Origin of the sequence: Pseudomonas urethralis (assembly GCF_021602465.1) — a bacterium.
In the GTDB taxonomy this organism is placed as follows: Bacteria; Pseudomonadota; Gammaproteobacteria; order Pseudomonadales; family Pseudomonadaceae; genus Aquipseudomonas; species Aquipseudomonas vlassakiae.
This window is the reverse complement of record NZ_BQIJ01000006.1, coordinates 22,047-45,770: the sequence shown is the minus strand read 5'-3', so window position 1 is coordinate 45,770 and position 23,724 is coordinate 22,047. Positions and strand designations below refer to the sequence as shown.

The following is a 23,724-nucleotide window of genomic DNA, read 5'->3' as shown; positions in this document are numbered from 1 at the left end:
GTCAGATCTCGTCGAAGTCCAGCTTCTCGCCGGCCCGCTCCCAGACGATACGCTCGAGCATTTCGTTCAGCAGTTCTTCGCTCTTCTCGCACACCCACTTGCCGCTTTCTTCGTCGTAGTCGAAGTGGAAGCCGCCGGAACGGTCGGCCAGCCACAGCTGGCGCAACGGCTCCTGGCGACTGAAGATCAGCTGGGCGCCGCCTTCGAACTTGACGGTCAGCACGCCGCCAGAATTTTCCATGTCTAGGTCCAGGCCGCTCTCGTCGAACAGGTCTTCCAGGGCCTGTTGGGTCGCGTCGACCAGATCATGGAAACGCGCTTCGCTCAAACTCATTGCAGGAACCTCGAATTGGCTGCTTTACGGGCAAGCCGGCAAGATACGGGCGCCGGGCCATGAATGCAAAGGTTTAGCCGCGCTCGCCACCGGCCCCATTACCCTGGCGAGCGCCCCTGAGCATAGCCCGCCCGACGGACCGGCTCTTGCATAGGCAATCCGCCGGTCGCTCGGTATACTCGGGCGCAATACTGCATATTTCAAAGGATTTCACCCATGAAGCGCCTGATTTCCTCGCTCGCGGCGCTGGTCGCGGTTGCCTGCCTCGTTTCGGCCTGCGGTCAGAAGGGCCCCCTGTACCTGCCAGAAGACGGCAAGGACGGCAAAGGCCCGAAAAAGTCGCACCAGCACCAGCATGCTCCAGCGGTCCAGCCGCAGGAAGAGCAGCCAATCCAGCCCGAGCAGACGCCAGAGCAGTAAGGAATTCAGATGAACGTTTTCAACTACCGCGACGGTGAACTGTTCGCGGAGGGCGTCGCCCTGTCGGCCATCGCCGAACGCTTCGGCACCCCGACCTACGTGTACTCGCGCGCCCACATCGAAGCCCAGTACCGCAGCTACACCGATGCCCTGCAAGGTACCGATCACCTGGTCTGCTTCGCCGTCAAGGCCAACTCCAACCTTGGCGTGCTGAACGTCCTGGCGCGCCTGGGGGCGGGTTTCGACATCGTCTCCGGCGGTGAACTCGAGCGCGTGCTGGCCGCTGGCGGCCGCGCCGATCGCGTGGTCTTCTCCGGCGTCGGCAAGACTCGCGAAGACATGCGCCGCGCCCTGGAAGTCGGCGTGCACTGCTTCAACGTCGAGTCCACCGACGAACTCGAACGCCTGCAAGTGGTAGCCGCCGAGATGGGCAAGGTTGCGCCGGTCTCGCTGCGCGTGAACCCGGACGTCGATGCCGGCACTCACCCGTACATTTCCACCGGCCTCAAAGAGAACAAGTTCGGTATCGCCATCGCCGACGCCGAAGCCATCTACGTGCGCGCTGCGCAGTTGCCGAACCTGGACGTGGTGGGTGTCGACTGCCACATCGGCTCGCAGCTGACTACCGTCGACCCGTTCCTCGATGCCCTGGACCGCCTGCTGGCCCTGGTCGATCGCCTGGCCGAGTGCGGCATCCACCTGCGTCACCTGGACCTGGGCGGCGGCGTTGGCGTGCGCTATCGCGACGAAGAGCCGCCGCTGGTGGCCGACTACATCAAGGCCATCCGTGAGCGCGTCGGCAGCCGTGACCTGGCCCTGGTGTTCGAGCCAGGCCGCTACATCGTGGCCAACGCCGGTGCCTTGCTGACCCGCGTGGAATACCTCAAGCACACCGAACACAAGGACTTCGCCATCATCGATGCAGCGATGAACGACCTGATCCGCCCGGCCCTGTACCAGGCCTGGATGGGCGTCAGCGCGGTCACGCCGCGGGCGGGCGAAGGCCGTGCCTATGACCTGGTAGGCCCGATCTGCGAAACCGGCGACTTCCTCGCCAAGGACCGCGTGCTGAACCTGGCCGAAGGTGACCTGCTGGCCGTACAGTCGGCGGGCGCCTATGGTTTCGTCATGAGCTCGAACTACAACACCCGTGGCCGTTGTGCGGAAATCCTGGTCGACGGCGACCAGGCTTTCGAAGTCCGCCGCCGCGAGACCATCGCCGAACTGTACGCTGGCGAAAGCCTGCTGCCGGAGTGAGCCCATGCTGCTGCGCTTTACCAAGATGCATGGGCTGGGCAACGACTTCATGGTCCTCGACCTGGTCAGCCAGCACGCGCACATCCAGCCCAAGCACGCCAAGCAGTGGGGTGACCGCCACACCGGTATCGGCTTCGACCAGCTGCTGATCGTCGAGGCGCCGAGCAACCCGGAAGTGGACTTCCGCTACCGGATCTTCAACGCCGACGGCTCCGAGGTCGAGCAGTGCGGCAACGGCGCGCGCTGCTTTGCCCGCTTCGTGCTGGACAAGCGACTGACCGCGAAAAAGCGCATCCGCGTGGAAACCAAGGGCGGCATCATCGAGCTGGACGTGCAGAACGACGGCCAGGTGTGTGTCGACATGGGCCCGCCGCGCTTCGTCCCGGCAGAAATCCCCTTCATTGCCGACGAACAGGCAGTGAGCTACCCGCTGGAGGTAGACGGCCAGGTGTATTCGATCGCCGCCGTGTCCATGGGCAACCCGCATGCCGTGCTGCGCGTCGATGACGTGCACACCGCGCCGGTCCATGAGCTGGGCCCGAAAATCGAAAACCACCCGCGCTTCCCGCAGCGGGTGAATGCCGGCTTCCTCCAGGTCATCGACCGCCATCGCGCCAACCTGCGGGTGTGGGAGCGTGGTGCCGGCGAGACCCAGGCCTGTGGCACCGGCGCCTGCGCCGCAGCCGTCGCCGCCATCAGCCAGGGCTGGATGGACTCTCCGGTGTCCCTCGACCTGCCCGGTGGCCGCCTGCATATCGAATGGGCCGGCCCAGGCAAGCCCGTGTTGATGACCGGCCCAGCCGTACGCGTCTTCGAAGGACAGGTTCGTCTCTAAGCGAGTAACCGCCATGACCGATCAGCCAGTACCCCAGCAGCCCGATGAGCTCGATGCCGAAGCGGTGGTCGCCTACCTGCGCGCTCACCCCACCTTCTTCGCCGAGCACGACGAGCTGTTGATCGACCAACGCATCCCCCACCAGCGCGGTGACAGCGTGTCGCTGGTGGAACGCCAGCTCAAGCTGCTGCGCGACCGCAACATCGAGATGCGCCATCGCCTGTCGCAACTGATGGACGTGGCCCGGGACAACGACCGGCTGTTCGACAAGACCCGTCGGCTGATCCTCGACCTGCTCGACGCCGGCAGCCTGGAAGAAGTGGTGATGGCCGTCGAAGACAGCCTGCGCCAGGAATTCCAGGTGCCTTTCGTCAGCCTGATCCTGTTCGGCGACAACGCAGCGCCCGTAGGCCGTTGGGTCAGCAATGCCGAAGCTCAGCAAGCCATCGGTGGCCTGCTGGGCGGTGGCAAGACGGTCAGCGGCAACCTGCGCGAGCACGAGCTGGCCTTCCTGTTCGGCAAGGAGCAGCAGCAGGAGGTCGGCTCCAGTGCGGTTGCCGCCCTCGAATATCAAGGGCTGCATGGCGTGCTGGCGATCGGCAGCCGCGACCCGCAGCACTACAAGAGCAGCGTCGGCACCTTGTTCCTCGGCTACATCGCCGAAGTGCTTGGCCGCGTGGTACCGCGCGTGACCCAGACCCTGCGTTCGGTGCGCTGATGGAACGCCAGCTGGAGGCTTATTGCGCACACCTGCGCAACGAGCGCCAGGTGTCCGAACACACCCTGCTGGCTTATCGCCGCGACCTCGACAAGGTCATCGAATATTGCAACAGCCAGGGCATCGCCGGCTGGGGCGCCCTGCAGATTCAGCAGCTGCGCCAGCTTATCGCCCGTTTGCACCATCACGGCCAGTCATCGCGCAGCCTGGCGCGATTGCTGTCGGCGGTGCGCGGCCTGTACCGCTACCTCAATCGCGAAGGCCTGTGCCAGCACGACCCGGCCAACGGCCTGAGCGCGCCCAAGGGCGAACGCCGGCTGCCGAAGGTGCTGGACACCGACCGAGCCCTGCAGCTGCTCGATGGCGGCGTCGATGACGACTTCATCGCCCGCCGTGACCAGGCCATCCTCGAATTGTTCTATTCCTCCGGCCTGCGCCTGTCCGAACTGAACAACCTCGACCTCGAGCAGCTCGACCTGGCTGCCGGCCTGGTGCAAGTACTCGGCAAGGGCAGCAAGACCCGGGTATTACCGGTCGGGCGCAAGGCCCGTGAGGCGTTGCAGGCCTGGTTCAAGCTGCGTGGCATCGGCGCGCCGCGTGACAGCGCCGTATTCATCACCCGCCAGGGCAATCGCATGAGCCCACGGGCCATCCAACTGCGGGTCAAGGCTGCCGGCGAGCGCGAGCTAGGCCAGCACCTGCACCCGCACATGCTTCGCCACTCCTTCGCCAGCCACGTGCTGGAATCGTCCCAGGACCTGCGTGCGGTGCAGGAAATGCTCGGCCACGCCGACATCAGCACCACGCAGATCTACACCCACCTGGACTTCCAGCACCTGGCCGCGGTGTACGACAGTGCCCACCCTCGGGCCAAACGCAGCAAAGGCACAGACTCATGAGCATCAAGCTGATCACCTTCGACCTCGACGACACGCTGTGGGACACCGCGCCCGTGATTGCCAGTGCCGAGGTCGTGCTGCGCGACTGGCTCGAAGCCAACGCCCCCGTCCTCGGCGGCGTGCCGGTGGAGCACCTGTTCGCCATCCGCGAACGCCTGGTGCAAGCCGAGCCGGGCCTCAAGCACCGCATCAGCGCCCTGCGCCGACGTGTGTTGTTCCACGCCCTGGAGGAAGTCGGCTACAGCGAGAAGCAGGCGCAGGAGCTGGCGAACGAGGGCTTTGAAGTTTTCCTGCATGCCCGCCACCAGGTCGAAGTGTTCCCCGAGGTACAGCCGGTACTGGAAGTCCTGCGCCGTCACTACACCTTGGGCGTGGTCACCAACGGCAACGCCGATATACGCCGACTGGGGCTGGCGGATTACTTCCGCTTCGCCCTGTGTGCGGAAGACCTGGGCATCGGCAAGCCGGACCCGGCACCGTTCATGGAGGCCCTCAAGCGTGGCGAATCCGAGGCCAGCGCGGCGGTGCATATTGGCGATCACCCGGGCGACGACATCGCCGGCGCCCAGCGCGCAGGTTTGCGCGCCGTGTGGTTCAACCCGCAGGGCAAGGCCTGGGCGGGTGACCGGGCGCCGGATGCAGAGATCCAGCGCTTGTCCCAGCTGCCCGAGGTACTCGCGCGCTGGCGTTGACTGGGGCCGTGCAGGACACCAGGCACAAAAAAGCCCGCAGCGACGGCGGGCTTTTTTGTATGCAGCCACTCAGATAGGGCGGCTGCCGTACTTGTTGTCCGGCTTCTTGGGCGGGTCGGCGACCACGTTGGCCTCGACTTCCTGCACCTTGCCACCGCGCGAAAGAAATTCTTCCATCGCCTTGGCCAGGGCATCACGCTCCTTCTGCTTGGCTTCCATGCTCGGCATCTCGTCTACCGAGACAGCGGCCTTGGATTTGCCCTTGGCAGTCGGTGCCGGGCTGCTGTCGTCATCGCCAGCATCTTCCACGCCATCGTCAGCCGCCGCTTCGAGGCCTTCATCAGCCTCGTCTTCGTCGCCTACTTCGAGGTCATCATTTTCCAGATCGTCGTCGCTCATGTTCTACCTCATGACTTGCGAAAAGCAGGTTAGTTATAGACCGGTGCAGCCGTAGACCGGCAGCCACCAGTGAAAATTCAACTGGCCGTGGGTTAGGCCACTGCCCTTGGGTCGGCGCTCCTGATGGGAGGCGGCACCCAGCAGGCCCTGCTCCTGGCAAGACCTGACAAATCCTTGAACCCTGCTGGCCACACGCTATTGGCAAGCCTAGCAAAGGCTGGAGAAGCGTGGGGACTACTCACCCAACACTCTTTGGCGCGCATTCTAGCGCGCTCGTGGAAAAAGCAAAGCACCATAAATGCCCGAAGACTTGTAAGTTTTTGGCCTACGTCGCGAACGTGAGTGATAAACCGTTTGCACTGCGCGAAATGACAAAAAACAGACAAAAAAATGCCCGGCGAACCGGGCAAGTTTTACCAGCGTCGCGGTTACAGGTTGTAGCCGCGTTCGTTGTGCTGAGCCAGGTCGAGGCCGACCGACTCTTCTTCTTCGTTGACCCGCAGGCCCATCACCACATCCAGCACCTTGAGGATCACGTAGGTGACGATGGCGGTATAGACCACGGTGAAGATCACGCCCTTGGCCTGAACCCAGACCTGGGCACCGATATCGGTGACTGCACCGAAGCCGCCCAGGGCCGGTGCTGCGAACACGCCGGTCAGGATGGCACCGATGATGCCGCCGACGCCGTGCACGCCGAAGGCGTCCAGGGAGTCGTCATAACCCAGCTTGCGCTTGAGGGTGGTGGCGCAGAAGTAGCAGACCACACCGGAGATCAGGCCTATCACCAGGGCGCCCATAGGGCCCACGGTCCCGGCGGCCGGCGTGATGGCGACCAGGCCGGCGACCACACCCGAGGCGATGCCCAGGGCACTGGGTTTGCCGTGGAAGATCCACTCGGCGAACATCCAGCCCAGCGCAGCAGCAGCGGTGGCGATCTGGGTCACCAGCATGGCCATGCCGGCAGTGCCATTGGCGGCGGCGGCGGAACCGGCGTTGAAGCCGAACCAGCCGATCCACAGCATGGCCGCGCCCATCAAGGTGTAGCCCAGGTTGTGCGGAGCCATCGGGGTGGTCGGGTAGCCTTTGCGCTTGCCCATGACCAGGCAGCAGACCAGGCCAGCGATACCGGCGTTGATGTGCACCACGGTGCCACCAGCGAAGTCGAGCACGCCCCAGTCCCACAGCAGCGCGCCGTCACCACTCCAGACCATGTGCGCGATCGGCGCGTAGACCAGGGTGAACCAGATGCCCATGAACACCAGCATCGCCGAGAACTTCATGCGTTCGGCAAAGGCACCGACGATCAGTGCCGGGGTGATGATGGCGAAGGTCATCTGGAAGGTGATGAACACTGCTTCAGGGAACAATGCAGTGGCCGAAGTCAGGTTGGCCGGCGTGACGCCGCTCAGGAACGCCTTGGAGAAGCCGCCGACGAACGAATTGAAGTTGAGCACGCCCTTTTCCATACCGGTGGTATCGAAGGCCATGCTGTAGCCATAAATGACCCAGAGGATGCTGATCAGGCCAGTGATGGCGAAGCACTGCATCATCACCGACAGCACGTTCTTGGAACGCACCATGCCGCCGTAGAAAAGGGCCAGACCTGGAATGGTCATGAACAGCACCAGCGCTGTCGAGGTGAGCATCCAGGCGGTGTCGCCGGAGTTCAGCGCCGGGGCAGCTGCTTCCTCTGCCAGGGCGAGCCCGGGCATTACGAGGGACAATAGGGCTCCTAGCCCTGCGATCTTACGCAGAGTCATGTTGTTTTCTCCTGGGGCGTTGGGTTTGGTGAGGCTTTTTCGGCGCTTAGATCGCGTCGGTATCGGTTTCGCCGGTACGGATGCGGATCGCCTGCTCCAGATTCACCACGAAGATCTTGCCGTCACCGATCTTGCCGGTGTTGGCCGCCTTGGTGATGGCTTCGATCACTCGATCAAGGTCCTTGTCGTCGATGGCGACGTCGATCTTCACTTTTGGCAGGAAATCGACCACGTACTCCGCGCCGCGATACAGCTCGGTGTGGCCTTTCTGCCGGCCGAAACCTTTGACTTCGGTGACGGTAATGCCCTGCACGCCGATTTCCGACAGCGACTCGCGCACGTCGTCCAGCTTGAACGGCTTGATGATGGCTGTGACTAGCTTCATGAAACTCTCTCCCGATTTGGTGGACTTGCCCCAGGAAAACAAACCCGTCTCAAGTCTAAGCGCAGCGGTTGGCTTTGTAACGCGTCGTCGGCATCCGGCTCCGCGTGCGCACTGCCTGGTCACAAGGAACTGCATCAGTGCATGGCTCGTACAGGTCTTTGCAGAAACCTTGCCAGTTCCGTTAAAGCAGCGGAAAACAGCGGGTTATGTGAGTCAGTCGGGATTGGCCAGTCGCCAGCATGGCAATCATGCACAACTTCGGTGCAGGCGGGCCCGGCCAACTGCTCAAAAAGCGTGCAGTGGCCCGCAGTCCAGGATGCAGGTTGGCCCGTGCTACACTGCGGGCCATTTCTCAGTTTCAGTGGACAGCCGAACATGCTCGCGCCCAAAGCCCTTCTCGACGCCCTGAGCGACCAGGCCTCGCGCCTGTTCAGCAGCGATACCGCCCAGCCCCGCGCCGAACTGGAAAGCCAGTTCAAAGTGTTGATGCAAGGGGCCTTCAGCAAGCTGGACCTGGTCAGCCGCGAAGAATTCGACAGCCAGATGGTCGTCCTGGCCCGCACCCGCGCCCGACTCGAAGCCCTGGAAAAGCAAGTGGCTGAGCTGGAAGCCCGGCTGCCAAGTGCTGCGCAGGAATGACAATCGCCAAGCAAGGCGCCAGGTAAAACTCGGGTGCTGCATTGCAGCACCCCGTTTGAATCAGGCCGAAGCCCGGTGCTGGCCGCTGGCCTTGGGCGGTAGCTCGCTGGCACGCAAGCCGCCACGGAACAACGCCGCACCGCACACCGTGAACAGCGTCTTCACCCGGCTGTGCGAATTGCGGATCTCGGCCTGTATTTCCTCGATGAGCGGATCGCTCGACTGCAGCGCAACGGCACGATCAACCCATTCGATTGCCGCGAAGCGACTCTGCTTGCGCGTGCCGCAGCCCTGCATCCACGCCAGCCCAAGTTCCGCGCAGGCTCGCGCGGCGGTACAGGCATCGGGGTGCTCGGCCAACTGGAGCAGATAGTTCACTGCCTCGACACGCTCTCGCGCATCACCGTACTGGCGCAACAAGATGGCTAACTGCAACTGCGCCCTGGCATGGATGTTCGGCTCACCCATGGCGTCGAGCAGCAGCCGCTTGACCGCCAGCATTGCTTTGCGGTCCTCCAGCCCTTTGAGGGCGGCCATGCGTTGGCAGGCCAGCTCGAACCTGGCCTGCAGGTGGCCAGACTCCGCCGCGCACAGCAGCCAGTGCTCAGCAGCCTTGCCATCGAGGTAATGCGCGGGCGTGTTGTCCAACCAGCCACGGTGCAGATCGTACAGCGCGATGGCAGCATTCGGCAGTTTCAGCTCCGCACAGGTTTCATACAGGAAATACGCGGCCTCATGCAGGCTGGCAGCCCAGAGCAGGCGCGGCACATCGAGCACATCGAAGCCCTGCCCGTCGCCGCCGCACTGGCGCCTGACCGCCATGCGCAACCACGTGCGTGCCTGCTCGGCGGATTGCCCAAAGCCCCATAGTCCAAACTGGTGCCCTACAGCCCGCAGCGCACAGGCCGCTACCTGTCGGCGGTCATCGCACAGCCGCTCGATGACGGTGCGCAGCACCTGCGAATCGTCCTCCGCCTCGTGAAACAGCACCAGGCACACCAGACTGCGGAAAGGCTCGCCAATGGTCGTGACGAAGCCGTGGCCTGGGTAGAGCGCGACGCTATCGGCAAAGTCGCGCATCGCCCCGGCGTAGTCACGCACCGAATAGCGCCTCAGTGCCCCACGCCAGGCCAGCAGCGTGGCACGCTCCTTGGGCCGGAGTTCGCGCTGTGCCCATTGGGCAAAGGTTGTTTGCCAAGCCGCGATCTGCGGCAGCTGCCTGGCATGCGGCAGCCAGAATGTCTCTTGCAGAGCCAGCCAACGGATCGCATTGCGCTGTGCTTCAGGCCAAGCGTGGCACAGCGGCCCACTGGCCAGTGCATCGACCGCCTCATCGCTGCCTCCCCAGCGTGGGGTCAGGTAAGTGGCATAGGCCTCGATCGCCTCGAAGCAGCCGGTGAACCAGGCCAGCGCATGGCGCAGCCAGTAATCCCGGGCGCTCTCGCCCCGCTCGTGCAAGCGCGCGCTCAAGCTGGCAGGCAATGCCTGCGGCAGCACCTGCAAAGGCGTCAGGCCGAATTTGACCAACAATGGCGCAGCGGCCTCCTGCACCTCCACATCGGCATGTGCGCTGGGCCGATAACGCGCCACCTGGCCATCGAACAGTTCGACCAGCCAGCCTGGCTCGCCCAGGCGCGAGCTGATGTGCAGCATGCCGATCACTGCCGCCACCGGCTGTGCGCCAAGCGCCATGGCACGCAAAAAATGCGCCGCGGCCTGCTCGCACGCCTGTTCAGCAGCCAGCCAGCGTTCTTCGGACACTTCATGGCAGCCAGCCGGCCCACGGATCTGGCAGGCACGGCTGAAGCAGTGAAAACCCATCACCACATGCGGGTGATAAGCCTTGGGCGTGGCGTCGATCCACGCCTTGAGGGATTGTGTCAGGGCCTTGCCGCCCTGTGCGTCCCAGTCCAGCAGGTGGCCTTGTACAGCTTCCAGGTAGACCGGGCACTCACCGGCTGGCGCCTGCAGCCATTGCGCCTGGAGCGCATCGTAAAGGCGGTTGAGCTCAGCGTATTCATTGGCCTGCATCCGTTCTCGGAGCTGCTGGCGGGTGCGAATGAGGGTTTGCACGGGCAGTACCTTAAGTCCATTTAAGGGTCGCGTTGCCATCCACTGGCAACAACAGTCGCACTTGAACACTAAGCCATAGCCGGGATCTTCGCAAAGTATTGGATCCAGTATTTGCGAGGACGTGAAAAGCAGGGGAAAAACCTGTCGTGCAACGTTGAGTCGCATTTCTCTTGCGCCGGCCTTGCAGAAACTCACTAGGCTGTGACAACCCGCAGGAAGCGGCTTTGTATCCAGCGACAACGGAGCGTCCATGTCCCTCGCCATCGTCCATAGCCGCGCCCAGGTCGGCGTGCAGGCCCCGGCGGTCAGCGTCGAAACGCATCTGGCCAATGGCCTGCCCCACCTCACCCTGGTCGGCCTGCCGGAAACCACGGTCAAGGAGAGCAAGGACCGTGTGCGCAGCGCTATCGTCAATTCCGGGCTGAATTACCCGCAGCGGCGCATCACCCAGAACCTCGCCCCGGCCGACCTGCCCAAGGACGGCGGGCGTTATGACCTGGCTATCGCCCTGGGCATCCTCGCCGCCGATGGCCAGGTGCCGATGCCTGCCCTGGCGGAAATGGAATGCCTGGGCGAGCTGGCCCTGTCGGGAAAATTGCGCCCGGTGCAGGGCGTGTTGCCGGCAGCATTGGCGGCGCGCGAGGCCGGCCGGGCGCTGGTGGTGCCCCGGGAAAATGCCGAGGAAGCCAGCCTGGCCGGCGGGCTTGTGGTGTATGCAGTGGGGCACCTGCTCGAGTTGGTGGCGCACCTCAACGGGCAGGTGCCACTAGCCCCGTTTGCCGCCAATGGCCTGGTCCTGAAGCAACAGCCTTATCCGGACCTCAGCGAGGTACAGGGCCAGGTCGCGGCCAAGCGGGCATTGCTGCTGGCCGCAGCCGGCGCCCATAACCTGCTGTTCACCGGGCCACCCGGTACGGGCAAGACATTGCTCGCCAGCCGCCTGCCCGGCCTGCTGCCGCCGCTGGATGAGCATGAGGCGCTGGAAGTCGCGGCGATCCAGTCGGTCAGTGGCCATACGCCGCTGAGCAGCTGGCCGCAGCGGCCGTTTCGCCACCCGCACCATTCGGCCTCGGGGCCGGCGCTGGTAGGCGGTGGCAGCCGGCCACAGCCAGGCGAAATCACCTTGGCGCACCATGGCGTGCTGTTTCTCGACGAACTGCCAGAGTTTGAAAGGCGCGTGCTGGAAGTGCTGCGCGAACCGCTGGAATCGGGCGAGATCGTGATTGCCCGGGCGCGCGACAAGGTGCGTTTTCCGGCGCGCTTCCAGCTGGTGGCGGCGATGAACCCGTGCCCTTGCGGTTATCTGGGCGACCCCACCGGCCGTTGCCGCTGCAGTACCGAGCAGATCGCACGGTATCGCAACAAGCTGTCGGGGCCGTTGCTGGACCGCATCGACCTGCACCTGACCGTGGCCCGCGAGACTACCACGCTCAGCCACCAGCCAAGCGGGGAAACCAGCGCCGACGTAGCCGCCAAGGTAGCGGAGGCCCGCGAAGTGCAGCAGCGACGGCAAGGCTGTGCCAATGCGTTTCTGGACCTCGACGGATTGCGCAGCCATTGTCAGCTGGCAGCGGCAGACCAGGCTTGGCTGGAAAGTGCCTGCGAGCGGCTAACGCTTTCTTTGCGGGCGGCACACCGGCTGTTGAAGGTTGCACGTACACTGGCGGATCTGGAGGGTAGCCAGGCGATCCGCCGGGGGCATCTGGCCGAGGCGTTGCAGTACCGGCCGGGGAGCAGTTAGTGCTTTCGGGCTGCTTTGCCGCCAAAAGGTCAGGCCAACCTGTTTCGACCGATCAATCCAGCCACCGAGTACAACCCAGGCCCGGTCAATGCCAGCCCGCCATACAGGGCCACCAGCAACCAGGCAAACTGCCCCTGCTCCAGTGACCACTCTGGATGCACCACCACCAGCGCCACCAGCAATACTGCCAGCACCGGTAGGCAGGCCAGCCGCGCCACCACGCCCAGCACCAGCAACACCGGGCAAACCACCTCGGCAAACACCGCCAGGCCCAGGGTCAGCGGCGCACCCAGGCCAAAGGGGTCTTCGATGCGCTGCAATTCTCCGCTCCAGTCCAGCAGCTTGGGCAACCCGTGGATGGAAAACAGCAGCCCAGCAGCCATCACCCGCATGAACAGCAGGCCGCTGGCAGTCAAGGCCGGCGATTGCGGCTCGAGGAAGGTCTTGAGGCGTGGCATGGCAAAGGTCTCGCGTTTCTATCAAGCCAGCGAGCATCGCCCGCCTGCCCAGCGATTGATTGTTCAGGTGTGCTCATTCTCCTGCCAACGCCTCTTCGACCAGCCTTAGCAGCACCTCTTCGGAAAACGGCTTGCCCAGACAACCCCGTGCGCCATTGCGCAGCGCCGCCTGCAGCGCCCGCTCGTCCCAGTGCGCCGACATGCAGATGACTGGCAAAAGCCAACCCCGCCGCACCAGCTCCTGCTGCACGTCCAGCCCGTTCATTCCCTGCATTTTCAGGTCGAGCAGCACGCAGCCTGCCTCGCGCACCAGGCTCGAGGCCAGGAACATCTCCCCTGTCGCGAACGCCAGGCACTCGAACCCCGCTGAGCGCAGCAGGTTACCCAGGCTTTTGCGCACCGAAGCATCATCATCGACGATGCACACCGCTCTGCTCATGCGCCGGGCCGGGCTTCGATGACGTTGTGCATGGCTACCAGCTCCAGTAACGAGCGGGATTGCATCTTGTTCATGATGTTCTTCTTGTGCACCTTGGTGGTCACTTCACTGGTGCCGATTTCCCTGGCGATCTGCTTGTGCGACAAGCCGCCGACCACCAGCGAGAACACCTGGCGCTCGCGCTGGGTCAGGTGCTGGTACTTTTCCTCGACCTGTCGCGCATGCTGCCATTTGCGCCCCTCGATCACCGCGCGTGCGCGTACCGAATCAAGCAGCACCAGCAACTGGTCTTCGTCGAAGGGCTTGGTCAGGAACTCGACGGCCCCGGCGCGCATGGCCTGGACCGTCATGGGGATGGTGCCGAAGCCGGTCATGAACACGATCGGCCAGGGTAGCGCCAGCCGGCGCAACGCAGCCTGAACCTCAAGGCCAGTGGTGTCGGCCAGGTGCATGTCCAGCAGCAGGCAGGCGCAGGGGTTTTCCAGGCGAGCGTCGAACAACGCTTCGGCGCTGGCGAACAACCGGTGTGGAATATCCCGCGACCCCAGCAGGCGACCGAGCGCCTTGCGCACCGAAGGGTCGTCATCCACTACCAGCACAGGCACGTTGGCAACGTCGTTGCACGGTTCGCTGGCTTCGGCCATGGCGCACAACGGTGACTGGCCCAGCGCCAGGCAAGGGACATCGAAGCTGACCTGCGCAGCCAAGCGGTAACCCCGCCGCGGCACGGTCTGAATCAGCCCGCGGTCACCGAAAGCCTTGCGCAACAGCGACACCTGCACCTGCAGGTTGTTGTCTTCGACCACCGTGCCGGCCCACACCTGGCTGAACAGCTCATCCTTGCCAACCACCCGGCCCTTGGCCTTGATCAGCGTGGCCAGCACCTCGAATGCCCGCCCGCCCAACAGGATCGGTTTGCCATCGAGAAAGGCTTCTCGTCGCTCGAGCGACACCTGGGCGTTGCCTATTCGGATCATGGTTTCCTCTCGCGGGCATGGGCATCTGCGCAGCCTCGGGCAGCCTAGGCGAACACACGCACTCAGACAATTATCCCGAGGGATAGGTGGCCTCTTCACTATACAAGCGCCCTCCAGCCGCCAGGTATTGATAACGGACAACAGCGTGCCCGTTCCTGCCAAGCCGTCCGCAGCGCCCATTCTTGAGCGGGCGGCTGCGTATACTCGTGCGCCAGGATGTCGCTAGCAGGGGGTGCTTTATGCTTGATGAACGCCTCGCCAACAGGCCTATCGATTTCGACCAGTCGATCGATGACGGCTGGCTGAATCGCTGCAACATCACGCAGCTGGGCCAGGACGGTGAGCTCAGCTATTTCCGCTTGCACGACCCTGTCTCTCGCCAGGCCTGGATCGCCGTGCGCGCCCCGCTCGAAGCGCCCGCAGCCTGCCAGCGCCTGGAGCGTGACTACCGCCTGCAACTGGACCCGCAGTGGGCGGTCATCCCCTCAGCGTTCGTCCGCTGCGCCGAAGGCCCGTTGCTGGTGTATCCGACCGGCCGCTCCATCGCCGACCTGATCAGTGAAGGCCCGGTTGACCTGCCTCTGTTCTTCGATATCGCGGTAAATGCGGCCGACGCCCTGGCTCAGGCCCACGAACGCAATGTGCTGCACGGTGCGTTGCAGCCCGAACATGTTTGCCTGCAGGCGAACCAGCGGGTGCGGCTGGGCTGTTTTCGTGCCGACACTCCAGAGCTGATCAGCGAACAGGGCAACGCGCTCGGCAATTGGGCCTACCTGGCGCCGGAGCAGATCTGCCCCCACGGCAGCAGCAGCGACCGGCGCAGCGATATCTACGCCCTGGGCGCGATTCTCTACCAGCTGCTGCTGGGCGAGCTGCCGCTGGCCGGGCGGGATGCCCAGCACTGGCGCCAGTTGCACGCCGGCGTTCAGCCACGCTCGGCTTGTGAGGTCGACAGCCAGGTACCGCTGCCACTGAGCCGGATCCTGGCCAAGGCCCTGGCAAAGGAACCCGACGCCCGCTACCAGAGCGCCCGCGCCCTGGCCGTGGACTTGGCTCATTGCCAACGGCAGTGGGACGCAAGCAAAGCCATCGCCCCCTTCGAGCCCGGCTGCGCCGACCCGGTTTCACCCAGTCGTGAGCGCCTGTATGGCCGCACTGCCGAACAGAAGCTGATCGCCCTGATGCTCGATACTCAGCGACGTGACAGCAAGCCCCAGGTGCTATTCATCAACGGCGCTGCTGGTCTGGGCAAATCCAGCCTGGTCGAGGCCACACTCAAAGCACATGCCGAAGGCTACTGGGCGGTCGGCAAGTGCAACAGCCCGGACCAGGTCGTGCCCTATGCCCCTTGGGTCGAAATCCTCGGTTCGCTGACCACCCAGCTGCTCGCCAAGAACAGCCAGGACCTCGACACCCTGCGCCGCGAGATCCTGCAGCGCATCGAAGGCCACGGGCGATTGCTCGGCAAACTGGCACCGGACCTGCAACTGATCCTGGGCCCACTGCCCGAGCTGCCAGAACAGCCCACGCGCCTGGTATTGCAGAAAGAACAGCGGGCAATCGTCGAATTCCTGCAGGTCTTCAGCTGCCCCGGCCACCCGCTGGTGCTGTGTTTCGATGGCCTGCAGTGGGCTGACAATGGCACACGGCAGCTACTGGCGCAGTTGCTCGCCCGGACGCCGGACAACCTGCTGCTGATCTTCACCCGACGCAACGATACGCCAACGGCTGGTGCGCCGCTGGCCACGCCCGCAACGCTGCGCAACGTCACGCTGGACCTGCGCCCACTGGACGTCGGTGCAGTCACCGAACTGATCAGCGAGCGCTACCACGTCAGCCCCGACGAGGCGTTGCAGGTTGCCGGACTGGTACACGACAAGACCGCCGGCAACCCGTTCTTTATCAACCAGATCCTCAGGGCCATGGTCGAGGACCGGTTGTTCACTTTCGACACCCAGGCCATGCGCTGGTCATGGTGCCTGCAGGCCGTGGCCCGGCAACGTTACGCCGACAACGTCGCCGACCTGATGATCCACCGCCTGGCACGCCTGCCGGCCCCCCAGCGCGATGTGCTACGGGTCGCCAGCGCGGCAGGCGGCCGCTGCGATGAGCGGCTACTGCGCCTGCTGCTTGCACCGCTGCCGGGCAAACCGTTGAAGGCCTTGGTCGACGCGGGTTTCCTGCTACCGGGTCAGAAAGGCCTGGGCTTCGCCCATGACAGAGTGATGGAAGCCGCCTACCAACTCACGCCGTCGCGTGATCGCCCTCAACTGCATGCACGCATTGCCCAAGCCATGCTCCAGCTTTGGCACAACGACTTGCAGGAGGTGGTTTTCGAGATCGCCAGTCAGCTGCAACGCGCCAGCCACCGCGGGTTTGCAGCGGATGAACGCGATGTGTTCTTGCAGCTTTTGCGTGAAGCGGCGCTGCGCTCGCGCGACAGCGGTGCGTGTGAACAATCGGCCGCTCATCTGCAGGTGTGCGAGCAGTTGCTGCTCCACGGCGCAACGCCGCAAAGCCACGCCGCCCATGCCTTTGCTATCGCCTGCATGGCGGCGGAATGCGACTTGCAACTGTCGCGCGTGGCCGCTGCCGAGGGGCGGCTCACCGAATGCCTTCGGCGCGCATGCTCGCCGCTGGACCGTGCGCGGGTCTGCAAGCTGCAGGCACGCCTGCAGACCTTGCGCGGCGACTACCAGGCCGCCATCACCACCGCCGTCGACGGCCTCGAGCTTTTGGGTATCAGCCTGGCTCGCGGTGTCGCCCCACAGCAGGTGGAGGCCAGCCATGCGCAGGTAGAGGCCCTGATCGAACAGAAAGGGCGTCATTGCCTGGCCTCGCTACCGCGCACCGACTCAGAGGAAGTGGCAGTTGCCATCGGCCTGCTGGCCACCCTGTCGTCGTCGTTTTTCGTGCAGGACGATATCCGCTTCCTGCACCTGGCCAAGCTCATGGAGCTGTCGTTGCTGCAGGGGGTCGCCCCGGGCAGCACCTACGGTCTGGCCTGGTACGGGGTGATGATCGCCGATCGCTTCGGCAACTACCACGACGGCCATGCCTGCTGCCTGGCAGCGCTGAAGCTGATCGAGCGACACGGTTTCGAAGCTGATCTCACCAGCGCCCTGCTGGCCCTGGATCAGGTCAGCGCCTGGACCTCACCCATGGAGTTCGCCCGCCGCACGGCGCTGGAAGCCATTGATTCGACCCGCTTGAGCGGCGACCTGGCGATGACCTGCTATGCCTGCAACCATCTGGTTTCCGACTCACTGTTCATGGGCCGCTACCTGCCGGAGGTCGCCGAGGAAGTGGTACAGGGTCTGGCCACTGTGCGCAGTTTCGGCTACAGCGATATCGAACAGATCCTGCACGCCCAGCAGGGGTTCGTCGCCAGCCTGAGCGGAATGCCCGGCACGGCCTCGCCCCTGCATGTCGACTCACCCACCACGCTGTTCTTCCAGCACCTGTTCAACGGTATGTCAGCGTTCTACCTGGGTGATATCGCGCAAGCCATGCGCAGCCTGAGCGCAGCGGGCGACAACGCCTGGGCGGCACCTGCGCACATCAACCTGGCAGACTATCACCTGTTCCGCGGCCTGGCCTTGGGCAGCCCGGAAACCCCCGGCAGCCTGGCCGACAAGCTGGCCGTACTGCAATCCCTGCGCGAGCGCTTCAGCCGCTGGGCCTGTTTCAACCCGGTGACCTTTCGCAACAAGCTGCTGCTGATCGAAGGGGTGATCGCCAAGCTCGAAGGCGACGGCCTGACGGCCATCCGTTGCTTCGACCAGGCGCAAATCGCCGCGACCGCTGCCGGTTTCATCCACGAACAGGCGCTGGCCCATGAACAGCTGGCCGAGGTCTGCATCCCCAGCGGATTGATCTCCGGCGCCAACCTGCACCTGCGCATCGCCCGCGATTGCTTCCACATCTGGGGGGCGACCGGCAAGGTGCACCAGCTGGAGGCCCTTCACCCGTTCCTGCGCACCCAGCCCGTTCAGGAGACCTACCGCGCCACCCAGCAGGCCAAGCTGGACCTGGAGGCCGGCATCGAGGCGGCGCGGGCGTTGTCCGAAGAAGTGCTGCTCGAAGGCCTGATCGAAACGCTGATGGGTCACCTCACCCAGCATTCCGGCGCCGATCACGGTGCACTGCTGATCGTCAGTGGCGCTGAGTTCCAGATGGCCGCCCTCGCCTATATCGACGATGCCGGCTTGCACGTGAATATGGACAATTGCCAGAAGTTCATGACCCAGGCGCCACGGTCGATCATCAACGCCACCATGCGCACCAAGAAGCCGCTGGTACTCAACGACGCCCAGAGCGATTGCCCCGAGGCCTTCCGCCAGGAGCTGCACACGCGCAATGCCCGCTCGGTGTTGTGCCTGCCGCTGGTGATCCAGGGGGTCCTGATCGGCCTGGTGTACCTGGAAAACCGCCTGGTGCCCAACCTGTTCGGCAGCCAGCGCCTGGCCATGCTGGAGATCCTCGCCTCGCAGGCGGCGGTGTCGCTACAGACCGCCAAGTTGTATACCCGCCTGGCCGAGGACAATCAGGTCCGTGCGCAAATGGAAGAAGAACTGCGCCGATCACGCGCCGAACTTGCGCGCAGCGCCCATCTGCAGGTGATGAACGAGCTTTCGGCGTCCATTGCCCACGAGATCAGCCAACCGCTGCTGGGGATAGCCTCCAACGCCGCGGCCAGCCTGCGTTGGCTCAAGCGTGCCGAACCCAACCTGGAAGAGGCGATGGCTGGCCTGGAAGATATCCGCAACGACAGCGAGCGCGCCGCCAACATCGTCCGCGCACTGCGCTCGCTGGCCAAGCAGGCACCGATGCAGCTCAAGGTGGTCAAGGTCGACGAGCTGATTCGCGAGGTGCTGCGCCTGACCTCGGCCGACGCGGCCAAGTACACGGTCGACGTGCAGACGCAACTGCAGGCTGGGGTGAGCGTGATGGCCGACCCGGTGCAGTTGCAGCAGTTGGTGTTCAACCTGATCACCAACGCGCTGGAGGCGCTGGCGGGCTATCGCAGTGATGGTGTGCTGCGGATTGCGTCTGTCGTTACCGGCGATGGGATCGAGATCTGCGTCGATGACAACGGGCCTGGCATTGCTGCAGAGGAGCGGGCACGGGTGTTTGACCCATTCCATACCACCAAGCAAGCCGGGCTGGGGATGGGGTTGGCGATCTGCAGTTCGGTGGTCCAGGCCCATGGCGGGCAGTTGCAGGCCTTGGTGTCAGACTTCGGCGGGTGCCGGATTCGCTTCACGCTGCCTGTGAGTTCTTCTTGACCTGTACCGGCCCTTTCCCGGGCACACTCGCGAAAGGGCCGGTACAGGTTCAGCTCAACGCCGCATAGCTGTTCATCAGGTTGCGGTAGTTGGGGATCCGCTGCGACAACAGGTTGCCCAGCCCTTCGATGTCGTTGCGCCAGTCGCGGTGCAGCTCACAGGCCACCGAGAACCAGTTCATCATCTGTGCACCCGCCTGGGTCATGCGCACCCACGCCGCCTGCTGCACGGTCTCGTTGAAGGTGCCCGAAGCATCGGTCACCACGAACACTTCAAAGCCCTCGGCCAGCGCCGACAACGTCGGGAACGCCACGCACACATCGGTCACCACACCCGCGATGATCAGCTGCTTGCGGCCAGTGGCCTTGATCGCCTTGACGAAGTCTTGGTTGTCCCAGGCATTGATCTGGCCTGGGCGAGCGATGTACGGCGCGTCCGGGAACATCTCTTTCAACTCCGGCACCAACGGGCCGTTGGGGCCTTGCTCGAAGCTGGTGGTGAGAATGGTCGGCAGGCCGAAGAACTTGGCCAGGTCGCCCAGGGCCAGCACGTTGTTCTTGAACTCGTTGGGCGAAAAGTCCTGCACCAGCGAAATCAGGCCAGTCTGGTGGTCGACCAGCAGGACCACGGCATCGTCCTTGTTCAGGCGCTTGTAATCAGGTTGGCTCATGGGGTGACTCCTTGGGTTGGGAAAACGGAGCGGGACTTACCGGGTGGCTTGTCCCAAGGGCTTATACCGGCGGATAGAGCCGGCTTAAGGAAATGCCTGCGCCCGGCGCCAGGCCTTCGGCGGTTGGCCGACCAGGCGGCTGAAGGCACGGGTGAAGTGGGCCTGGTCGCAGAAGCCGCACTCCAGGCTCACGTGGGTGATCGGCGCCTCGGTGACAAGCAGGCGCTTGGCCTTTTCCATGCGCGCCAGCAGGCGCCAGGCCTGGGGCGAGAGGCCGGTATTGACCTTGAAGGCACGGGAAAAATGGCTGCGGGTGAGGTTGCATACAGCGGCGATTTCGATGATCGACAGCGAACTGTGCAACATCAATTCCTTGGCCTGACGCAGCCGCGCGGGTGTCAGCGCGCCGGGAGTGTGCAGAAGCGCTTGGGGCGTCCCAGGGTGCATGGCGACTCTCCTGTTCAATGCAGAAAGTCTCGCCGCCGGGGCATGACAAAGTCCTGAGGCAAACCTGAATTGTTGTTAATTGTGCGCTGCTGGCCCTGGCCTTTTGGCCGATACCTTAAGATGCGTTTCTTACTCAGCTTCATGCCGCCACAAGCGGTCAGCATTCAAGGCGAAAGAGGTATGCAGGAAAACCACACCCAACGCACCGTGGCCATGGTGCTGTTCGATGATGTGCTGATGCTGGATGTGACCGGGCCGATGGATGCCTTTGCCATTGCCAACCGGTTCCTGCCTGAAGACAACCATTATCGGTTGGTGACCGTGGCCGAGGGCCAGGGGACCATCCGCGGGTCCTGCGGCCTGAAGGTAATGGCCGACCTGCGCCTGGAGCAATTGCCAGCCAGCATCGACTTGCTGCTGGTACCGGGTGGGCCGGGGGCCTACCACGTCGCGCTGCCGGCGATCGAGCGCTGGCTGCCTGCCGCCGTTGACAGGGCACGGCGCTTCGGCGCGATCTGCACCGGGGCGTTCGTGCTCGGGCGTGCCGGGTTGCTCGACGGCTATCGCTGCACTACCCACTGGAATTATGTGGAGCGCCTGGCCCAGGCATTTCCCGATGCCAGGGTCGAGACCGAGCACATCTATGTGACGGACCGCGACCTGATCACCTCCGGTGGCATCACGGCGGGCATCGACCTGGCGCTGGCCATCGTCGCCGAGGATCACGGCAAGGCACTGGCGCTGGAAGTCGCCAAGGTGCTGCTGGTGGCACGTCACCGCCAAGGCGGGCAGACGCCTTATGGGCCGCTGCTGGCGGCGGTCCCCCGGGATGGTTCGCCGATTGCCCGGGTCCAGGCCTACATCGTCGACCACATCGACCAGCCATTTACGGTGCAGAAGATGGCCGACCTGGTGGCCATGAGCGGACGCAACTTTGCCAGGATTTTTCAGCGTGAGGTCGGGATCACGCCGCTGCAGTACTTGCAGAACGCGCGGATCGACCAGGCGCGCAAGCTGCTCGAATGCGGCGATCTGCCGTTGAAGGTGGTGGCGACCCGATGCGGGTTTGGCAGTGACCGGCATATGCGCAAGGTGTTCTGTGAGCGGATCGGCATGACGCCAGCGCAGTACCGGGCACAGTTTGGTGGGAGCTGAGGCTGTCAACCCATACGGGACAATGTTTCTTCCCGGCAGCAGATTGTCTGAGCCATGACCAGCCTCCAGAATGGTCCGTCAACCTGTTCAAATGCTGCCCCGGCAGCTCATGGAGTACGAGCCAATGCCACACGAAGGCAGCCTTCTGCAAACCGCGGTGATCTTCCTGCTCGCCGCAGTCGTCGCCGTCCCACTGGCCAAGCGCCTGCAACTGGGGGCCGTGATCGGTTACCTGCTCGCTGGCGTGGCCATCGGGCCGCAGGCGCTGGGCCTGATCCGCGATACCGAAAGCGTCGCGCACATTTCCGAGCTGGGCGTGGTCCTGCTGCTGTTCATCATCGGCCTTGAGCTGTCGCCCAAGCGCCTGTGGCTGATGCGCAAGTCGGTGTTCGGCGTCGGCACCGCCCAGGTGCTGCTGACCGGCGCGGTGATCGGCGCCATTGCCCTGTTCGGCTTCGGCCAGTCGCTGCCGGCGGCCGTCGTGCTCGGCCTCGGCCTGGCGCTGTCGTCCACCGCCCTCGGTTTGCAAAGCCTGGCCGAAACCAAGCAGCTCAATGCGCCCCATGGCCGCCTGGCGTTCGCCATCCTGCTGTTCCAGGACATCGCCGCGATCCCTCTGATCGCCCTGGTCCCGTTGCTGGCCGCCAGCGGCCCGGACACCAGCCACGGCGACAGCTTGCAACACGGCCTGAAGGTATTCGCCAGCATCGCCGTGGTCATCATCGGCGGCCGCTACCTGCTGCGCCCGGTGTTCCGCACCGTGGCTCGCACCGGCCTGCCGGAAGTGTCCACCGCCACCGCACTGCTGGTGGTGATCGGCACCGCCTGGCTGATGGAGGAAGCCGGCATTTCCATGGCCCTGGGCGCCTTCCTCGCCGGCCTGCTGCTGGCCGACTCGGAGTACCGTCACGAGCTTGAATCGCAGATCGAGCCGTTCAAGGGCCTGCTGCTGGGGCTGTTTTTCATCAGCGTCGGCATGGGCGCCAACCTCAGCCTGCTGCTGGAAATGCCGCTGGTGCTTTTGGGCCTGACCCTGCTGCTGGTGGCGGTGAAGCTGGTGCTGCTGATCGGCGTCGGCCGCCTGGCCGGTGGCTTGAACAGCGCCAGCGCACTGCGCCTGGGCATGGTGCTGGCTGCCGGTGGCGAATTCGCTTTCGTGGTGTTCAAGCTGGGCAAGGACCAGGGCCTGTTCGACACCCAGACCTACGACCTGCTGCTGATGACCATCACCCTGTCGATGGCCATCACTCCACTGCTGATGCTCGGCTGCGCCCGCGCCCTGAAACGCCCACAACCGGCGCGTGAAGTGCCCGAGCAGTACAAGGCCATCGACGCCGGCACGCCGCGCGTGGTGATCGTCGGCATGGGCCGCATGGGGCAGATCGTTGCGCGCATCCTGCGCGCGCAGAAGATCCCGTTCATTGCCCTGGAAACCTCGGTGGACGCCATCGAGATGACGCGCATGTTCGAGCAGGTGCCGGTGTTCTACGGCGACCCCCTTCGCCCCGAGGTGCTGCATGCGGCCAAGGTCGGTGAGGCGGAGTACTTCATCATCACCATCGACGACCCTGAGGCCGCCATCCATACCGCAGACCGGGTGAAGCGCCAGTACCCGCACCTGAAAGTGCTGGCCCGGGCGCGTAACCGCCAGCATGTGCACAAGTTGGCGGATGTAGGCGCCGAGCCGATTCGCGAAACGTTCTACTCAAGCCTGGAGATGACCCGCCGGGCGCTGGTCGGGCTGGGCTTGAGCGACGAACAGGCGGCGGACCGGATCGAGCGGTTTGCCCAGCATGACGAGGAAGTGCTGGAGGCACAGGGGCTCGTGCGCGATGACCGGGCCAAGGTGATGCAGACGGCCAAGGAGGCGCGGGTGGAATTGGCGCGGTTGTTTGATTCGGATGCGGATTGAGGGTTGGCGCAGCGATATGAGAAGAGGGCTTAGGCCCTCTTTTTTTGTTTTTGGATTCAGGAGGCAGGTGAGGTGCCTGCCTCTAAACAGAGTCAGGGCAAATAGGTGCATGCCTTGAGGGAGTGTCGGGGCTACCAGGTGCATGCCTTGAGGGAGTGTCGGGGCTACCAGGTGCATGCCTTGATGGTTGTGGCGCCTTTGAGATCGAGCGCCGCCCGCGCGG

General features: G+C 64.2%; 21 protein-coding genes. 11 read left to right on the top strand and 10 right to left on the bottom strand.

Going from position 1 to position 23,724, the window contains the following annotated elements:
* Position 1: 1 nt before the first annotated feature.
* Positions 2–334, bottom strand: coding sequence for an iron donor protein CyaY (gene cyaY / locus L6D64_RS11745; protein WP_054886458.1), 333 nt, complete (start codon positions 332–334; stop codon positions 2–4).
* A gap of 216 nt (positions 335–550) precedes the next feature.
* Here cyaY and lptM point away from each other — a divergent pair, with 216 nt between their 5' ends.
* The 6 genes from lptM to L6D64_RS11715 are packed head-to-tail and all read left to right on the top strand — an operon-like array spanning position 551 to position 5,155.
* Positions 551–754 (top strand): LPS translocon maturation chaperone LptM, encoded by a 204-nt coding sequence (gene lptM, locus L6D64_RS11740; RefSeq protein WP_054886459.1) that lies wholly within the window; start codon positions 551–553, stop codon positions 752–754.
* Between the two features lie 9 nt (positions 755–763).
* Positions 764–2,011, top strand: coding sequence for a diaminopimelate decarboxylase (gene lysA / locus L6D64_RS11735; protein WP_176509187.1), 1,248 nt, complete (start codon positions 764–766; stop codon positions 2,009–2,011).
* Between the two features lie 4 nt (positions 2,012–2,015).
* Positions 2,016–2,846: a diaminopimelate epimerase gene (dapF, locus tag L6D64_RS11730; protein WP_176509188.1), complete on the top strand. Its 831-nt coding sequence runs from the start codon at positions 2,016–2,018 to the stop codon at positions 2,844–2,846.
* 13 nt (positions 2,847–2,859) lie between these two features.
* A complete protein-coding gene (locus L6D64_RS11725; RefSeq protein ID WP_176509189.1) occupies positions 2,860–3,564 on the top strand; it encodes a DUF484 family protein in 705 nt (234 codons plus the stop codon).
* Entirely contained in the window at positions 3,564–4,463 is a 900-nt protein-coding gene (xerC, locus tag L6D64_RS11720; protein ID WP_099813893.1) for a tyrosine recombinase XerC, read from the top strand. The genes L6D64_RS11725 and xerC overlap by 1 nt, the downstream gene beginning before the upstream one ends.
* Positions 4,460–5,155 carry an HAD family hydrolase gene (locus L6D64_RS11715; protein ID WP_176509190.1) on the top strand — a complete coding sequence of 232 codons (696 nt, stop codon included), beginning with the start codon at positions 4,460–4,462 and terminating at the stop codon, positions 5,153–5,155. The genes xerC and L6D64_RS11715 overlap by 4 nt, the downstream gene beginning before the upstream one ends.
* A gap of 69 nt (positions 5,156–5,224) precedes the next feature.
* Here the strand turns inward: L6D64_RS11715 and sutA are convergent, their stop codons facing one another.
* From sutA to glnK, 3 genes are all read right to left on the bottom strand, one after another.
* Complete coding sequence (gene sutA / locus L6D64_RS11710) at positions 5,225–5,554, bottom strand: transcriptional regulator SutA (RefSeq protein ID WP_054886465.1); 330 nt, start codon at positions 5,552–5,554, stop codon at positions 5,225–5,227.
* 428 nt (positions 5,555–5,982) lie between these two features.
* On the bottom strand, positions 5,983–7,317 hold the full coding sequence (locus tag L6D64_RS11705; protein ID WP_176509191.1) for an ammonium transporter: 1,335 nt from the start codon (positions 7,315–7,317) through the stop codon (positions 5,983–5,985).
* Between the two features lie 46 nt (positions 7,318–7,363).
* Complete coding sequence (glnK, locus tag L6D64_RS11700) at positions 7,364–7,702, bottom strand: P-II family nitrogen regulator (RefSeq protein ID WP_002555808.1); 339 nt, start codon at positions 7,700–7,702, stop codon at positions 7,364–7,366.
* Positions 7,703–8,077: 375 nt separating this feature from the next.
* On the opposite strand from glnK, the gene L6D64_RS11695 reads away from it, so the two are divergent.
* A complete protein-coding gene (locus tag L6D64_RS11695) occupies positions 8,078–8,341 on the top strand; it encodes an accessory factor UbiK family protein (RefSeq protein ID WP_054886467.1) in 264 nt (87 codons plus the stop codon).
* A gap of 60 nt (positions 8,342–8,401) precedes the next feature.
* On the opposite strand, the gene L6D64_RS11690 is transcribed toward L6D64_RS11695, so the two are convergent.
* Complete coding sequence (locus tag L6D64_RS11690; protein WP_176509192.1) at positions 8,402–10,414, bottom strand: DUF4034 domain-containing protein; 2,013 nt, start codon at positions 10,412–10,414, stop codon at positions 8,402–8,404.
* Positions 10,415–10,664: 250 nt separating this feature from the next.
* On the opposite strand from L6D64_RS11690, the gene L6D64_RS11685 reads away from it, so the two are divergent.
* Entirely contained in the window at positions 10,665–12,155 is a 1,491-nt protein-coding gene (locus tag L6D64_RS11685; protein ID WP_176509193.1) for a YifB family Mg chelatase-like AAA ATPase, read from the top strand.
* A gap of 29 nt (positions 12,156–12,184) precedes the next feature.
* Here the strand turns inward: L6D64_RS11685 and L6D64_RS11680 are convergent, their stop codons facing one another.
* The 3 genes from L6D64_RS11680 to L6D64_RS11670 all read right to left on the bottom strand — a co-directional run bounded on the left by L6D64_RS11680 (position 12,185) and on the right by L6D64_RS11670 (position 14,029).
* Complete coding sequence (locus L6D64_RS11680; protein ID WP_176509194.1) at positions 12,185–12,613, bottom strand: DoxX family protein; 429 nt, start codon at positions 12,611–12,613, stop codon at positions 12,185–12,187.
* A gap of 73 nt (positions 12,614–12,686) precedes the next feature.
* Positions 12,687–13,052, bottom strand: a complete 366-nt coding sequence (locus L6D64_RS11675) for a response regulator transcription factor (RefSeq protein WP_176509195.1) — start codon at positions 13,050–13,052, stop codon at positions 12,687–12,689.
* On the bottom strand, positions 13,049–14,029 hold the full coding sequence (locus L6D64_RS11670) for a response regulator (protein ID WP_176509196.1): 981 nt from the start codon (positions 14,027–14,029) through the stop codon (positions 13,049–13,051). Before L6D64_RS11670 ends, L6D64_RS11675 begins: the two co-directional genes overlap by 4 nt.
* A gap of 239 nt (positions 14,030–14,268) precedes the next feature.
* Here L6D64_RS11670 and L6D64_RS11665 point away from each other — a divergent pair, with 239 nt between their 5' ends.
* Positions 14,269–19,317 (top strand): trifunctional serine/threonine-protein kinase/ATP-binding protein/sensor histidine kinase, encoded by a 5,049-nt coding sequence (locus tag L6D64_RS11665; protein ID WP_176509197.1) that lies wholly within the window; start codon positions 14,269–14,271, stop codon positions 19,315–19,317.
* Positions 19,318–19,366: 49 nt separating this feature from the next.
* On the opposite strand, the gene ycaC is transcribed toward L6D64_RS11665, so the two are convergent.
* Together ycaC and L6D64_RS11655 are read right to left on the bottom strand one after the other, a co-directional pair.
* Positions 19,367–19,987, bottom strand: coding sequence for an isochorismate family cysteine hydrolase YcaC (gene ycaC / locus L6D64_RS11660; RefSeq protein WP_236192445.1), 621 nt, complete (start codon positions 19,985–19,987; stop codon positions 19,367–19,369).
* An 84-nt stretch (positions 19,988–20,071) separates the two neighbouring features.
* The gene (locus L6D64_RS11655) at positions 20,072–20,434 is read right to left on the bottom strand and encodes a helix-turn-helix domain-containing protein (protein ID WP_176509199.1); all 363 of its coding nucleotides are present in this window, start codon (positions 20,432–20,434) and stop codon (positions 20,072–20,074) included.
* A 180-nt stretch (positions 20,435–20,614) separates the two neighbouring features.
* Here L6D64_RS11655 and L6D64_RS11650 point away from each other — a divergent pair, with 180 nt between their 5' ends.
* Positions 20,615–21,589, top strand: coding sequence for a GlxA family transcriptional regulator (locus L6D64_RS11650; RefSeq protein WP_236192443.1), 975 nt, complete (start codon positions 20,615–20,617; stop codon positions 21,587–21,589).
* A gap of 124 nt (positions 21,590–21,713) precedes the next feature.
* Positions 21,714–23,501, top strand: coding sequence for a monovalent cation:proton antiporter-2 (CPA2) family protein (locus tag L6D64_RS11645; RefSeq protein ID WP_176509201.1), 1,788 nt, complete (start codon positions 21,714–21,716; stop codon positions 23,499–23,501).
* Positions 23,502–23,724 lie beyond the last annotated feature (223 nt).